At 48.2% G+C, this 13,147-nt stretch carries 11 protein-coding genes; 10 read left to right on the top strand and 1 reads right to left on the bottom strand.

From position 1 onward, the window contains the following. Positions 1–75 precede the first annotated feature (75 nt). The 9 genes from L1N97_RS11755 to L1N97_RS11715 all read left to right on the top strand — a co-directional run bounded on the left by L1N97_RS11755 (position 76) and on the right by L1N97_RS11715 (position 11,960). Positions 76–831 carry a haloacid dehalogenase type II gene (locus L1N97_RS11755; protein WP_236129925.1) on the top strand — a complete coding sequence of 252 codons (756 nt, stop codon included), beginning with the start codon at positions 76–78 and terminating at the stop codon, positions 829–831. 613 nt (positions 832–1,444) lie between these two features. After that, complete coding sequence (locus L1N97_RS11750) at positions 1,445–3,823, top strand: TonB-dependent receptor (RefSeq protein ID WP_236129924.1); 2,379 nt, start codon at positions 1,445–1,447, stop codon at positions 3,821–3,823. 31 nt (positions 3,824–3,854) lie between these two features. Continuing rightward, complete coding sequence (locus L1N97_RS11745; RefSeq protein WP_236129923.1) at positions 3,855–6,038, top strand: FAD-dependent oxidoreductase; 2,184 nt, start codon at positions 3,855–3,857, stop codon at positions 6,036–6,038. Positions 6,039–6,042: 4 nt separating this feature from the next. Then, positions 6,043–6,837 carry a DUF547 domain-containing protein gene (locus tag L1N97_RS11740; RefSeq protein WP_236129922.1) on the top strand — a complete coding sequence of 265 codons (795 nt, stop codon included), beginning with the start codon at positions 6,043–6,045 and terminating at the stop codon, positions 6,835–6,837. Further along, complete coding sequence (locus L1N97_RS11735; protein WP_268964720.1) at positions 6,821–8,122, top strand: ABC transporter substrate-binding protein; 1,302 nt, start codon at positions 6,821–6,823, stop codon at positions 8,120–8,122. The genes L1N97_RS11740 and L1N97_RS11735 overlap by 17 nt, the downstream gene beginning before the upstream one ends. Then, a complete protein-coding gene (locus L1N97_RS11730) occupies positions 8,119–9,843 on the top strand; it encodes an ABC transporter permease (RefSeq protein ID WP_236129920.1) in 1,725 nt (574 codons plus the stop codon). The genes L1N97_RS11735 and L1N97_RS11730 overlap by 4 nt, the downstream gene beginning before the upstream one ends. A 10-nt stretch (positions 9,844–9,853) precedes the next feature. Continuing rightward, a complete protein-coding gene (locus tag L1N97_RS11725) occupies positions 9,854–10,507 on the top strand; it encodes an ATP-binding cassette domain-containing protein (RefSeq protein ID WP_236129919.1) in 654 nt (217 codons plus the stop codon). Further along, positions 10,501–11,127 carry a CDP-alcohol phosphatidyltransferase family protein gene (locus tag L1N97_RS11720; protein WP_236129918.1) on the top strand — a complete coding sequence of 209 codons (627 nt, stop codon included), beginning with the start codon at positions 10,501–10,503 and terminating at the stop codon, positions 11,125–11,127. Before L1N97_RS11725 ends, L1N97_RS11720 begins: the two co-directional genes overlap by 7 nt. 5 nt (positions 11,128–11,132) lie before the next feature. Continuing rightward, a complete protein-coding gene (locus L1N97_RS11715; RefSeq protein WP_236129917.1) occupies positions 11,133–11,960 on the top strand; it encodes a sterol desaturase family protein in 828 nt (275 codons plus the stop codon). A 1-nt stretch (position 11,961) separates the two neighbouring features. On the opposite strand, the gene L1N97_RS11710 is transcribed toward L1N97_RS11715, so the two are convergent. Next, entirely contained in the window at positions 11,962–12,378 is a 417-nt protein-coding gene (locus L1N97_RS11710; protein WP_226750892.1) for a hypothetical protein, read from the bottom strand. Between the two features lie 134 nt (positions 12,379–12,512). Between L1N97_RS11710 and L1N97_RS11705 the strand changes: the two genes are divergently transcribed. Further along, positions 12,513–13,106 carry a TetR/AcrR family transcriptional regulator gene (locus L1N97_RS11705; protein WP_229585184.1) on the top strand — a complete coding sequence of 198 codons (594 nt, stop codon included), beginning with the start codon at positions 12,513–12,515 and terminating at the stop codon, positions 13,104–13,106. The last annotated feature ends 41 nt before the right edge of the window (positions 13,107–13,147 follow it).

Raw genomic sequence — 13,147 nt, 5'->3', positions numbered from 1 at the left:
TGACGACAGCAAAGTGGCCTAGTATTCGTCGCTTTGCTGTCTTTGTCTGATCAATCACTGAGGAATTGACGACTAATGCCTTTTATCCCCCGTTGCCAACGGTCATGGTTGGCTTTTGTGTTACTGTTTTTATTAGGGACCGGAATGATGAGTCACGCTGCTACTCAACCTAAAGTCATTGTTTTTGATGTTAACGAAACACTGTTAGATTTAGAAACGATGCGCAGTTCTATCGGCCAAGCTTTAAATGGCCGAGACGATTTAACCGCATTATGGTTTTCAACCATGTTGCATCATTCTTTAGTGACCACTGTCACGGGTGATTACCAAGACTTTGGCAAGATTGGTGTGGCTGCGCTGCTGATGGTGGCGCAGAGTAATCAAATCCGTTTAACCGAAGAACAAGCCCTGACGGCGATCAAGGGGCCTTTATTGTCACTACCAGCACACCCTGATGTAAAAGCCGGTTTGGCGGCACTAAAGGCCAAAGGTTACCGGCTGGTCAGCTTAACCAACTCATCGAATAACGGTGTCGCCACGCAGTTTGCGCATGCGGGGTTAACCGACTATTTCGAGCAACGGTTAAGTATTGAAGACATTAAAGTGTATAAACCCGATCTCAGGGCTTATGCTTGGGCGTTAGCTAAATTAGGCGTTAAGCCAGAAGAGGCGTTAATGGTTGCGGCACACGGCTGGGATATTGCTGGCGCGAAAGCAGCCGGTATGCAAACCGCTTTTGTGGCAAGGCCTGGCAAAACCCTCTATCCGCTGGCGGCTGCACCTGATTACGTGGTGCAAGATTTAGCTGAGCTAGTGCAAAAGCTGAACTAAGGCGCAGATAAACTACTGCGCCGGCTGTTTTGATCTGCTCAAGTCATTTCGGTTAAAAAGCGCGAGGTAAAATCTAAGGCACGCATAGGCTTATTTTACTCATAACCCAAGCCAATATAATATCCCGCCGGAGCCTTAGCTTGATCGAGGCTCTGGCTTGCGTTGGCTAATTAAGGTGTTTTAGTTCTAGGGTTGCTTATGCAGTAACATATTAACCAAACGCGGCTAGAAAACACCCTGAAATTTGAACATCCCTACCCTGAGATTATGTTGCGCTTTAGCTGCTAACCGCAACATAATGCCATTCTCGGCCACGTTTCCACCCTAGAAGCGCTCGTTTTTCTGCAACAGCTAGGTTCTTCTTTTTAAGGTCGTTGGGCTAGAGGCGGCTTTTTTCAGTATAAGCAATCATGCAGTTATCTCTGCTTTGGCCTCGCGTTGGCAGACATTTATTTTCCTAATGCTGTAACTATTTTTAGCTAAACCAACAATAGAGAGATAATACGCACCGAGTGGTGCGTTTTTTACATTATAGTTAAGTCAGTAGGCTTATCGGCATTTAACGTTTCAGCACTGACATCTCACTTATTCTTATAAAAAGAAGGTATTTATTTTGCGATTTCATTATCACCCCTTAGCGGCAGCGATTGCGCTGACACTTCTCACCGCTTCAGCTCAAACCTTAGCGCAAAGCATGGCAGCAACCGAGTCTGCTGAGCAGACGGATCCGGTCGAAGTGATTAACGTTAAAGGTGTGCAAAGCGATGACGACCGTATTTCGCCGAAATTTGCCCGGGTCAGCGGTAGCTTTGGTGATGACAAAGCGCTAGTCGATATTGCGCGCTCGGTCACGGTGATTACTGAAGAGATGATGCAACAATATGCCATTACCTCACTGCAAGATATTTTAGCCCTAACGCCTAATAGTTATGCGGCCTCTGGCTTTGGCGCGCCCAGTTTACCCAGTTTACGCGGTCAGTTAGGTGAGCTGTTTGAAAACGGTATTCGTCGCCAAGCGGGTAATAATGGTTTTGGTGTGCCGTTATCCTTTAATGCGATTGAGCAACTCGATATTGTAAAAGGGCCACCACCGGTGATACTCGGTAGCACCCAGCGCAACGGCGGTTATGTCAATTTGGTCAGTAAAAAAGCCTCGCTAGAGCAAGCCAGTCAGCAGCTGAGGGTCAGTGCGGGCAGTTGGCAGCAATATCGGGCGCAGCTAGATATCAATCAGCCGCTATTGGAGAACGAAGCCGGTGTGCGCCTAAGCTTAGAGCATATTGATGAAGACAGTTTTTATGATTTTAGCCATCATCGCAGTACCAGCGCTTATGTCAGTGGTCGCTGGCAGTTAGATGCCGATACGCGTTGGGATCTGAGCGCCGAATATTATAAAGCCAATTATACCGACATCGCTGGCATTAACCGACCAACCCAAGCGCTGATCGATTCGGGCTTGTATATCACCGGCCAAGGTCGTCAGCCTAATGGCAGCACCGTACCCGGTGCCTTTGCGCTCGTGTCGCCCACGGGCCAAGTACTGTTGCCGCGCAATCAAGTACTGACCGATCCAGACGATACTAACCAAGCGCAAACTTTTTTAGTACACAGTGAATACCGACAGCAACTCAGTGAGCAGTGGTTAGTGCGCAATATCAGTTATTTTCAGCATTTAAGCCGCGAAGAGATTGCCGGCAACAGTTTTGTTGAGATTATTGATGGTGCTGATACCTTTGAAAACCGTACCGAATTCCAATATCAGTGGCAGGCAGCGCAGCAAACCACCTTTGGGCTGAATGTCCGTTATAACGATGTGCTGGGCTACAGCCAATTTACTACCGAAGCGGATCTTCCTATTGATTTAACCGGGCCGCTGTCTAATCGACGCATCCCGTTAATGCCAGCACAGCAAGCGCGCTTAGTCGAGCTTCGCCCCGGTATTTATGTGTCACCCGGTGCGCAATACGATATTAATAACGACGGCACCGGTGATTTCTCCTTATCCGACACCACGGATTCAACCAGCTGGCAAACGGGTGTGTTTGTGCAGCACGACAGCCAGTGGAGTGATAAATGGAGCAGCATTGTTGGCCTGCGTGCCGATCAGTATGACGTGACCGCCCGTGATGCGTTGCCGCCGGCAGGGCAAATAGCGGCGCAAGATAGCCATGCTGAATTACTGTCTAGCGGTATGCTGAGTGTCAGTTATAAACTGCAGCCCGATTTAGTGCTGTATGCCAGCGCTAATTACAACGAAGCAACCTCTAACAGTATGGCTGGCGGCACGGTTTTGGGGGCGAACAATCAAATTAACCCGCTTAACTTTGCCACCGAAAACACCTTAGTTGAAACCGGTATTAAGTACGATCCCGTGCAGAGCAGCTGGTATGCTGATGCCGCGGTGTTTCAACAGCGGCGCAGCTTACGTAATCGTGACGGCAGCAACAGCGGTATTCGTACGGCTGGGTTTGAAGCGCAGGTGTTTTACCGCGCCGAGTTATATTGGTTTAATCTCGCCTACAGCTATTTAGATGCGCGTTATGATGATTCAGCGAGCTTTCAAGATAGCCAGCAAGTTGCTGATGCTTTTGATAACTCACGCCCCGATATTATTGCCGGTACCGGCATTGGCGCACCGAATTTTGCGGGCTTTGCGCCATCATCTGGCCGAGTACAGGGGATCCCCTCAACAATTTTGTCTTTGAACGCCGGTTATCAATTAACCGAGCTGTGGCAAGTGGGGTTAGCCACGGTGTATACCAAGAGCTATCCGTTAGACTTCTTAGCCACGGTGCAAATTCGCGATCAGTATCATATTAATCTGAACAGTAGTTATCAGCTGAGCCCACAATGGTTAATGCGACTGGATGTGCTTAACGTGACGCAGCAGCAAAACTGGCGGCCGGTATTTGAAGGCGGTTATTTTGGCTCAACCTTGGTGTTTCCTGAATTACCCCGTAATGTAAAAGCCTCGGTGACCTACCGTTTTTAATGCTGCGCTCTTAAATTGATAAGTGGATACTATGTTTAAAAAAATATTGGTTTTACTGTTATTGCTGTTGCTTGCGGGCAGTTTTTTTTACTTCGACCTGCATCAGCTTTTAACCTTTGCCGGTTTAAAGCAAGGGCTAACAGAGTTTAGCCAGTGGTATCAGGCGTCGCCTTGGCTGGTCGCGGGTGGGTTTTTTCTGTTTTATGTACTGGTTACGGCGCTGTCTTTACCGGGGGCATTAATTCTTACTGTGGCATCAGGGGCCTTATTTGGCTTATGGCAGGGCTTGTTATTGGTGTCATTTGCCTCAAGCATCGGTGCCACCTTGGCTTTTTTAGTGGCGCGCTACATGCTGCGCAGCACCTTGCAACAAAAGTTCTCTACTCGGCTAAAAGCCATTGATCAAGGCATTGATCGAGATGGTGCCTTTTATCTGTTTACCTTGCGATTAGTGCCCATTTTCCCGTTTTTTCTCATTAACATATTGATGGGTTTAACCGCGCTGCGGGCAGGGACTTTTTATTGGGTGAGCCAAGTAGGCATGTTAGCCGGTACCTTTGTTTATGTGAATGCGGGTACGCAGATAGCACAGCTTGACAGCTTAGCCGGTATTTTATCGTTAAATATGCTGTTGTCTTTTGCACTATTAGGCTTGTTCCCTTGGTTGGCGAAAGGCTTAATTAAACTGATTAATCAGCGCCGCTTGTATGCGAAATGGCAAAAACCAAAGCAGTTTGATCGAAACCTGATTGTGATTGGCGCCGGCGCAGCGGGGTTAGTGAGCAGTTATATTGCGGCAGCGGTGAAAGCCAAAGTCACCTTAATTGAAGCGCATAAAATGGGGGGCGATTGCTTAAATTTTGGCTGTGTACCCAGTAAAGCGTTAATTAAAAGTGCCAAGGTCGCGCATACGCTGCGGCATGCCGAGCATTATGGTCTAGCGGCGGCCGAGCCGTTGAGTCATCAGCAGGGCATGCTTGCGCCGTTTTCGTTTAAAAAAGTCATGGCGCGCATTGAGCAAGTGATTGCTGATATTGCGCCACATGATAGCGTAGAACGTTATACCAATTTAGGGGTTGAGGTGTTGCAGGGTTATGGCAAATTGCTCGATCCATGGACGGTGCAGATCACGCTGACGGATGGCCGTGTGCAGCAACTTACCGCGCGCAGCATTATTATTGCCGCGGGGGCACAGCCGTTTGTGCCGCCTTTACCCGGTTTAAAAGAGCTGGGGTATTTAACCAGTGATACCTTATGGCAGGCTTTAGCCGAACGTGAGCAGCCACCGGCTAAATTAGTCATCTTAGGGGGTGGGCCCATTGGCTGTGAGCTGGCGCAAAGTTTTGCCAGGCTTGGCAGTGAAGTGACGCAAGTCGAAATGGCCGAGCGGGTGATGATCAAAGAAGATCGTGAGATCAGTGATTTTGCCCACAAAGCGCTGACAAGCAGTGGTGTAACGCTATTAACGTCGCACAAAGCATTACGCTGCGAAATACAAGATGCGAAAAAATGTTTAATCGTCGAGCATCAAGGCCAAGAAATGGCCTTGCCTTATGATGAATTAATTTGTGCTGTAGGCCGTACCGCACGCTTAGAGGGTTTTGGTTTGCAAGAGCTCGGGATTGAAACCTCGCGGACAGTCCAAACCAATGACTATTTAGAAACCTTATTACCGAATATTTTTGCGGCAGGGGACATTGTTGGGCCTTATCAGTTTACGCATGTGGCCGCTCATCAAGCTTGGTATGCCGCGGTGAATGCGTTGTTTGGTCAGTTCAAAAAATTCAAAGTCGATTATCGTGTGATCCCCTGGACAACCTTTATCGATCCGGAAGTGGCCCGAGTGGGCATCAATGAGCAAGTAGCCAAAGAGCAGGGCATCGCTTATGAAGTCACGCGCTTTGACATAGGTGAGTTAGATCGCGCCATCACAGATGGGGCTGCGCAAGGCTTAGTGAAAGTGCTGACTAAGCCGGGTAAAGATCAGATCTTAGGGGTGACCATTATTGCTGAGCATGCCGGCGATTTATTGGCTGAATTTGTCTTGGCGATGAAGCACGGTTTAGGCTTAAACAAAATTTTGGGGACCATTCACAGTTATCCAACCTGGGCCGAAGCCAATAAATACGCCGCCGGCGAGTGGAAACGTGCGCATGCGCCTGCAACGATTTTATCGCTGCTGCAAAAATACCATCACTGGCGCTTAAAAGGATAAGCTTATGCGTTTTGTAACACTGTTATGGCTACTGTGTTTTAGTTTACAGGGGCAAGCGCGCACCTTTGAACATCAACCGCTGACCCAGTTATTACAGCAAACGGTGCATGCTTTGCCCGGTGGCCATGCCACCGCGGTAAATTACCGGTTGTTGCAACAACAGCAAGCGCAACTTGAGGCCTATTTAACCTCGTTAAGCGCTGTAGAAATGAGTACATTTAAGCAATGGCCTACGGCAGAGCGTTTAGCCTTTTTGCTCAATGCTTATAACGCTTGGACATTACAGTTGATTTTAACGGCGTATCCCAACTTAGACTCTATCAAAGATCTGGGCACTTTGTTTCAGTCACCGTGGAAGAAACGGTTTATTCCTTTATTAGGTCAACACCGTTCTTTAGATGAAATCGAACATGAGATGATCCGCGGCAGCGGTGACTTTAACGAGCCGCGCATTCATTTTGCCGTGAATTGTGCCAGTATCGGTTGTCCGGCGTTGCGTGAAGAAGCCTATAACGCGGCCACTTTAGAACAACAATTAGAGCAGCAAACGGTGCGTTTTCTGTCCGATCGCTCGCGCAATTTAGCCACTGACGAACGCTTGCAGCTGTCGGCAATTTTTAAATGGTACAAAGAAGATTTCCAACAACCTTGGCGCGATAGCCGCAGTTTGGCGAGTTTTTTGTTGCGCTATGCACAGGCGTTACAGCTGGATGAACGCCAACAGCAGCAGTTAGCGGCAGGCAAGCTGCCGATTTCTTTTCTGGATTATGATTGGCGGTTGAATGCAGTGGCGCAGTAATTTGGCTTGGTTTTGCCAAAGCTTGTGCCAATGTAGTGTGTTGTTATGCGCCAGTCTGTCTTTGGCCCACGCTAGCGTAACAGAAACGGCAAATACAAACGTGGCTAGTAAAAATAGCACCTCAGCGCACGCTAGCATGTCAGCTATGGCTGTTGCAGACAGTGCCGCCTGGCAGCAGATCATCGCACAAGGCCAAAATCAACCTGTGTACTGGCATGCTTGGGGCGGCGATCCGCAGGTCAATCAGTATATTCAGTGGGTCGGCCAAGAAGTAGCAGCGCGTTATGGTATTCGTCTTACTCACGTCAAGCTGGCAGATACAGGCGAAGCGGTTAGCCGCATCTTAGCTGAAAAGGCCGCCAACAATCATCGTAATGGCAGTGTTGATCTGATTTGGATTAACGGGGAAAACTTTGCCAGTTTACAACAACGGCAGCTGTTAGAAGCAGATTGGGCTGAGCAATTGCCCAACTTCATTTATGTGAATGCTGACGAAAACCCGCAAATGCGTTTAGACTTTGGTTTGCCGACGTTAGGGATGGAAGCCCCTTGGGGCCAAGCGCAGCTGGTTTTTTATTACAATAGTCAGCATCTTGCTTCAGCGCCTCGCACGATGGCAACACTGCTTGAATTCAGTCAGCAACAGCCAGGGCGTTTTACTTACCCCAGGCCGCCTGATTTTTTAGGCGTAAGCTTTTTAAAGCAATTATTATTAGTGCTTAATCAGCAAGACCCGTTATTGTATCAGCCTGTCACCGCCGCCAGCTTTGAACAAATGACCGCAGTGCTGTGGCCATATTTAGCCAAATTACATCCCAACTTATGGCGTCAAGGTCGGCATTTCCCGAGCAGCGGCAATGAATTAATGCGTTTGGTCAGTGATGAAGAATTACAACTGGCGTTTAGTTTTGCGCCTTCCAGCATTCCTGCCGCGGTGCGTCGTTACGATCTGCCAAGCAGCACCCGCAGCTATGCCATGCAGGATGGCAGTTTAGCCAATGTACATTTTGTGGCGATCCCGTTTAATGCCGCGCACAGCGCCGCGGCCAAGCTGGTGGCGAACTTTTTATTGTCGCCAGAAGCACAGTGGCACAAACAGCAATTAGCGGTATGGGGGGATAGCACCGTTTTAGACAGCCGCTTATTAAATTGGCCCAGTACAACACAAACCGAGCCGGCTGCTTTGCCGCTAGCAAGCACGACCACAGCCTTAGCTGAGCCGCATCCGAGTTGGAGTAGGGCGCTTACCGCCGCTTGGTTAGCACGTTATGGGGTGCAACCATGAAACTGGGCCAGTCACTTTATGACTGGGGTATCAGGGTAGCGCCTTGGTTGCTATTCGCCCTGCTGGTCCTGCCGGTGTTAGGCGGTTTAATTGGTGTGTTGTTACCGGCCTTTGGTTGGTTGCCCACGCTGGGCTCTCAGCAGGTTAATTTACTGGCGTGGCAGCAATTGTGGCAACAACCGGGTTTACCACAGATGGTCACATTAAGTGTCACAAGCGGCGTGTTAAGTAGCCTGTTGGCGTTGCTGGTATGCTTGTTATTACTAGGCTGTTTTTATGGTAGCCGAGGTATGATGCTGCTACAGCGGATCTTTAGTCCGTTGTTAGCGATACCGCATGCTACGGCCGCGATTGCCATGGCTTTTTTGCTCACCCCATCGGGGTTTTTTAGTCGGGTATTTGCTTTGCTCACCGGCTGGCAAACACCGCCAGATTGGTTACTCCCCAATGATGCTGTCGGCGTCAGTATTATGTTGGCGCTCTTTTTAAAAGAATTACCGTTTTTAATGATTATGTCACTGGCTGCTTTAGCAAACAGCACAGTGTTAACGCAGTTTCAGTTGGCGCAAAGTATGGGCTATCAGCGATTAACGGCCTTTTGCAAAGTGGTGTTACCGCAGCTTTATCCTAAATTACGTTTACCCATTTATGCGGTGTTAGCCTATGGGTGTGCCAATGTCGAAATCGCGCAAATTGTTGGCCCATCAGGGCCACCGACGCTCGCTGTAGCGATTGTGCAGTGGTTTAATGATGTCGATTTACATCGCCGTTTTATGGCCTCGGCCGGTGCCGTATTGCAATTAGCTGTAGTGTTAAGTGTACTGCTCGCATGGTGGTGTGCCGAGCGCTTGCTGGCGTGGGGCTTAGGCCGCCTGTTAAGTAATGGCCGCAGAAGTTATGCCGATGCTGTTTGGCAACGTTTAAGCTGGTTAATTTTAGGCCTCGTTGGCTTGACGTTAGTATTGGCGATGGGGGGCTTAATACTGTGGTCGATGGCGGGTTATTGGTCTTATCCCGATTTAGTCCCCGACACCTTGCAACTCAGCCATTGGCTCACGGCACTGCCATTTATTCGTTTACCGCTGTTAAATGCCGTAGTCGTCGCATTTGCGGCCAGTGGTTTGGCCTTGCTGTTAACACTGGCCACCTTAGAAGCTGAGCAAGTGCGGCAAAAACCGCTCTCTTGGTTGAGCCAAAGTATTATTTATTTACCGTTGTTAGTGCCGGCAATCGCCTTTTTATTTGGGGTTGTTTGGTTACAAGAGCAACTGGGCATTGCCCCAGGTATGGGCACAGTGATCGCCAGTCACAGCTTATTTGTATTACCTTATGTGTTTTTGGCGTTAGCGGGCAATTATCGTTTGTTGGATCCGCGCTGGGCAAGTGTCGCAGCAAGTTTGGGTTTATCGCCGGGCGCCGTGTTTGTTCGCGTTAAATTGCCCTTATTGTTTAAACCAATTTTATTGGCCTTGGCTTTAGGGCTAGCGGTCAGTTTTGGTCAATATTTGCCCACACTGTTAACCGGTGCGGGTAGGGTTGCTACGCTAACCACCGAAGCCGTTGCCTTGGCTAATGGCGGCAGCCGCCGTTTGGTTGCGGTATATGCCTTATTACAAATGTTGTTACCTGCTTTGGCCTTCTTGCTAGCCTATTGGTGCAGCAAACTATTTTTTCAGCCTGGCACCAAGACGCAAAGCAACGCCTCTGTTGCAGTAAAATGAGATAGGATTTATGAATAGCGGCACGCTTCAGATCAACGCTTTACAGTTAAGTCGTCAGCAGCAGCCTTTGCTGTCGCTCAGTACCGAGATCCATGCTGGAGAAGTACTGACGGTTATGGGCCCGTCGGGCAGTGGTAAATCGAGTTTACTGAATTGGCTGAGCGGTTTATTGGCGCCGCAATTTAGCGCGTCTGGTCAAATAGTGTTAGATGGTAAAGACATCACTCACTTGCCGCCGCATCAACGGCACATGGGGTTGTTATTACAAGATCCGTTATTGTTTCCTCATCTGAATGTGGCAGAGAATATCGCTTTTGCCATGCCTAAAGCCATTAAAGGTGCACAGCGCCAAGCGCAGATCTTAGCGGCGTTAGACTCGGTGGGGTTAGCTGACATGGCATTGCGCAATCCGGCGAGTCTTTCGGGTGGGCAACAAGCGCGGGTGGCATTGTTGCGCGTGATGCTAGCGCAGCCTAAAGCGTTATTATTAGATGAGCCTTTTAGCAAACTCGACAGCCGTTTGCGCCAAGAAGTACGCGAGTTAGTGTTTAACTTTATTCAGCAAGCGAAGATCCCTGCGCTGTTAGTCACCCATGATCAGGCTGATGTGCCTGCCGCTGGGCGGTTGATAAACCTAGCTGAAATGGAGGCCGCCACATGTTAGATGCTAAGATCACACCCTTGTTAAAACCGTTAATGCAACCGCTGGTAAAACAGTTAGATCAGTGGAAAATAAGCCCTAATCAGTTAACTGTGCTGGGTTTTTTGTTCGGTATGTTGGCTTTACCCTTGCTAGCCTATCAAAACTATACTGCCGCCTTGCTCGTGATCTTGCTCAATCGCGTGGTGGATGGCTTAGATGGTGCCTTGGCGCGCTGGCAAAACAGCAGTACCGCCTCCGGTGGCTTTTTAGATATTAGTTTAGACTTTTTGTTTTATGCCGCCATACCTTTGGGTTTTGCTTTGGCTGATCCAACCGCCAATGCTTTAGCGGCTGCGGTGTTGTTGGCCAGCTTTATTGGTACCGGCTCCAGTTTTTTAGCCTTTGCCATTCCAGCAGAGCGTTTACAATTAGCGCGGCCACAATTTGCCCATAAAAGTTTTTACTACTTACATGGTCTGACTGAAGGCACCGAAACCATTTTATTGTTTGTCGCTTTTTGTGTATGGCCGCAGCATTTTAGCCTACTGGCTTATTGCTTTGCTTTTGCCGCCGGTATCACCATCGTGACGCGGGTTATTGGCGGTTTTAAAACATTAAAGCACTACGAGCAAGCGGAGTAAGCAGCATGGCGCATGAGCATTATTATCGGCTAGGAATATTTTTAGGCATGTTGTTGCTGATGATGCTGTGGGAAGCGTTAGCACCGGCCCGGCGTGATCCGGTAGGTCGGTCTTGGCGTTGGCGTACAAATTTGTTGTTAATGGTTTCTGGCACGTTGTTGATGCGTTTATTAGCGCCAATTAGCTTAGTAGCACTAGCGCAGGTAAATCAGCAGCAAAGTTTTGGCCTGTGGTATCTGTTCGCCATGCCGTATTGGCTAATGGTGTTGGTGAGCGTGCTTTTTTTAGATATGGCAATTTACTGGCAGCATCGATTATTTCACCGCGTACCCCTGCTTTGGCGCTTACATCAAGTACATCATGCCGATCCGCATATTGATAGCACCAGTGGCTTGCGCTTTCATCCACTAGAAATTCTGCTCAGTTACTTTATTAAGTTGCTCTTGGTATTTTTACTGGGCGTACCGGCGCTTGCGGTGCTGCTATTTGAAATTATTTTAAATGCCAGCGCGATTTTTAATCACAGCAATATTCGTTTACCGGCGATGATTGAGCGGCCACTGCGTTGGTTTATCGTGACGCAGCAGATGCATCGTATTCATCACAGTCAGCGTGTTGTTGAAACCAATAGTAATTACGGCTTTAATTTATCCGTTTGGGATCGTTTGTTTGGTAGTTATTGTGAAAAAGCACGGAAAAGCGATGCGCAATTAGATATTGGTTTGGTGCAATATCTGAAACCTGAGCAAAATACCGGTTTAGCTTTCTTACTCAGCTTACCGTTTCGCCGTGTTAAAGACACAACTCGAAACGATAAACCGGTTAAGAAATAATTTATTTACCCAGGGTAAATTTAGTGTCGGCATCTCGAAGCAGATACAAGGCTAAACAAGCGGCTAGCATCGGCCACGCCGCGAAGAATAGCAGGTTATTAAAGCCGTCTAAGTATTGTGCATAGCTTGAGAAAGTTGAACCACTGTGCATCAGTAAAATAATGCCGTAGGTAATGCGCTTCTTAAAACCGACCACAAATGCTAATACTAAGATCAGCTGCAATACGCCAAGAACGGTAAAAATATCGGCAGTTAAACCGGGCAAAGCATAAAATTTGCCAAACACGGCAGCGCTGTGTGCCGGGTTAACAAATTTGTCTAGCGTCCACATTAACATGACAATAAATACGCCTAAGCGCAGTGACAATAAAGACCATTGTAATCTTGGCTGCAAGGATCTGAGGTTTTGTTCTGACATCTTGGCTCCTAGTTTGATATCGTAAGTCGGCGAGACGGTAAATGTTAATTTACTTGGTAACGCAGGCGAGGTACTATAAAGCAAGTTGAGCAAGTGTTCAAAGTTATTTTTTACCTGTTTAAGACGAGGGCAAGATGGCCAATTCGATAAAATTTGACCGCGCCGAGGTGATCAGCAAAGCGCAACAATTGTTTTGGCAGCGTGGTTTTAATGGAACCTCGATGCGAGATCTTTTGGATGCGGTAAATTTACGACCAGGCAGCTTGTATGCCAGTTTTGGTGATAAAGAAAGCTTGTATCACGAAGCATTATTACATTATGCAGAAAAAGGGCAGCAGGCCTTTGCATCAGCACAAGCGCAACATCAGTCGGCGCTGGAAACGTTAAAACAGTTTGTCCGTTCGCAAGTGCTCGGTTCGCAGCATGAACCAAGCCAAGTGTGTATGTTAGTAAAAACAGTGGCCGAATTAAGCGCAGAAGGCTCGGCTTTAGCTGAATTGGCTAAAACGCTATTGCAAAATATTGAATTCGCTTTTAAAACATTACTTGAGCAGGCGGTTGCAGAGGGCGCTGTGCTTTCTGCGCCACCTGAACGTTTAAGCCGCACTTTACAGGCGCAAATTATTGGTCTTAAAACCTATGCTCAGCTCAAACCCGAGCCTGCGGTGTTAGCGGCGATGGTAGACGACATTTTAGCGGGTATTGAAAAACCACAAGCTGTAAATTAAACCGCTGGGTGTTGCGGGTAAAACGTTTGCTGTGAAGGATG

Origin of the sequence: Rheinheimera sp. UJ63 (assembly GCF_021568285.1) — a bacterium.
In the GTDB taxonomy this organism is placed as follows: domain Bacteria; phylum Pseudomonadota; class Gammaproteobacteria; order Enterobacterales; family Alteromonadaceae; genus Alishewanella; species Alishewanella maricola.
This window is presented reverse-complemented; position numbering and strand designations above follow the sequence as displayed.

Excerpts from the sequence above, each read along its gene's own strand:
- L1N97_RS11755 (WP_236129925.1), top strand. The coding sequence starts at position 76 with ATGCCTTTTATCCCCCGTTGCCAACGGTCATGGTTGGCTTTTGTGTTA.
- L1N97_RS11745 (WP_236129923.1), top strand. The coding sequence starts at position 3,855 with ATGTTTAAAAAAATATTGGTTTTACTGTTATTGCTGTTGCTTGCGGGC.
- L1N97_RS11740 (WP_236129922.1), top strand. The coding sequence starts at position 6,043 with ATGCGTTTTGTAACACTGTTATGGCTACTGTGTTTTAGTTTACAGGGG.
- L1N97_RS11735 (WP_268964720.1), top strand. The coding sequence starts at position 6,821 with ATGCAGTGGCGCAGTAATTTGGCTTGGTTTTGCCAAAGCTTGTGCCAA.
- L1N97_RS11730 (WP_236129920.1), top strand. The coding sequence starts at position 8,119 with ATGAAACTGGGCCAGTCACTTTATGACTGGGGTATCAGGGTAGCGCCT.
- L1N97_RS11725 (WP_236129919.1), top strand. The coding sequence starts at position 9,854 with ATGAATAGCGGCACGCTTCAGATCAACGCTTTACAGTTAAGTCGTCAG.
- L1N97_RS11720 (WP_236129918.1), top strand. The coding sequence starts at position 10,501 with ATGTTAGATGCTAAGATCACACCCTTGTTAAAACCGTTAATGCAACCG.
- L1N97_RS11715 (WP_236129917.1), top strand. The coding sequence starts at position 11,133 with ATGGCGCATGAGCATTATTATCGGCTAGGAATATTTTTAGGCATGTTG.
- L1N97_RS11710 (WP_226750892.1), bottom strand. The coding sequence starts at position 12,378 with ATGTCAGAACAAAACCTCAGATCCTTGCAGCCAAGATTACAATGGTCT.
- L1N97_RS11705 (WP_229585184.1), top strand. The coding sequence starts at position 12,513 with ATGGCCAATTCGATAAAATTTGACCGCGCCGAGGTGATCAGCAAAGCG.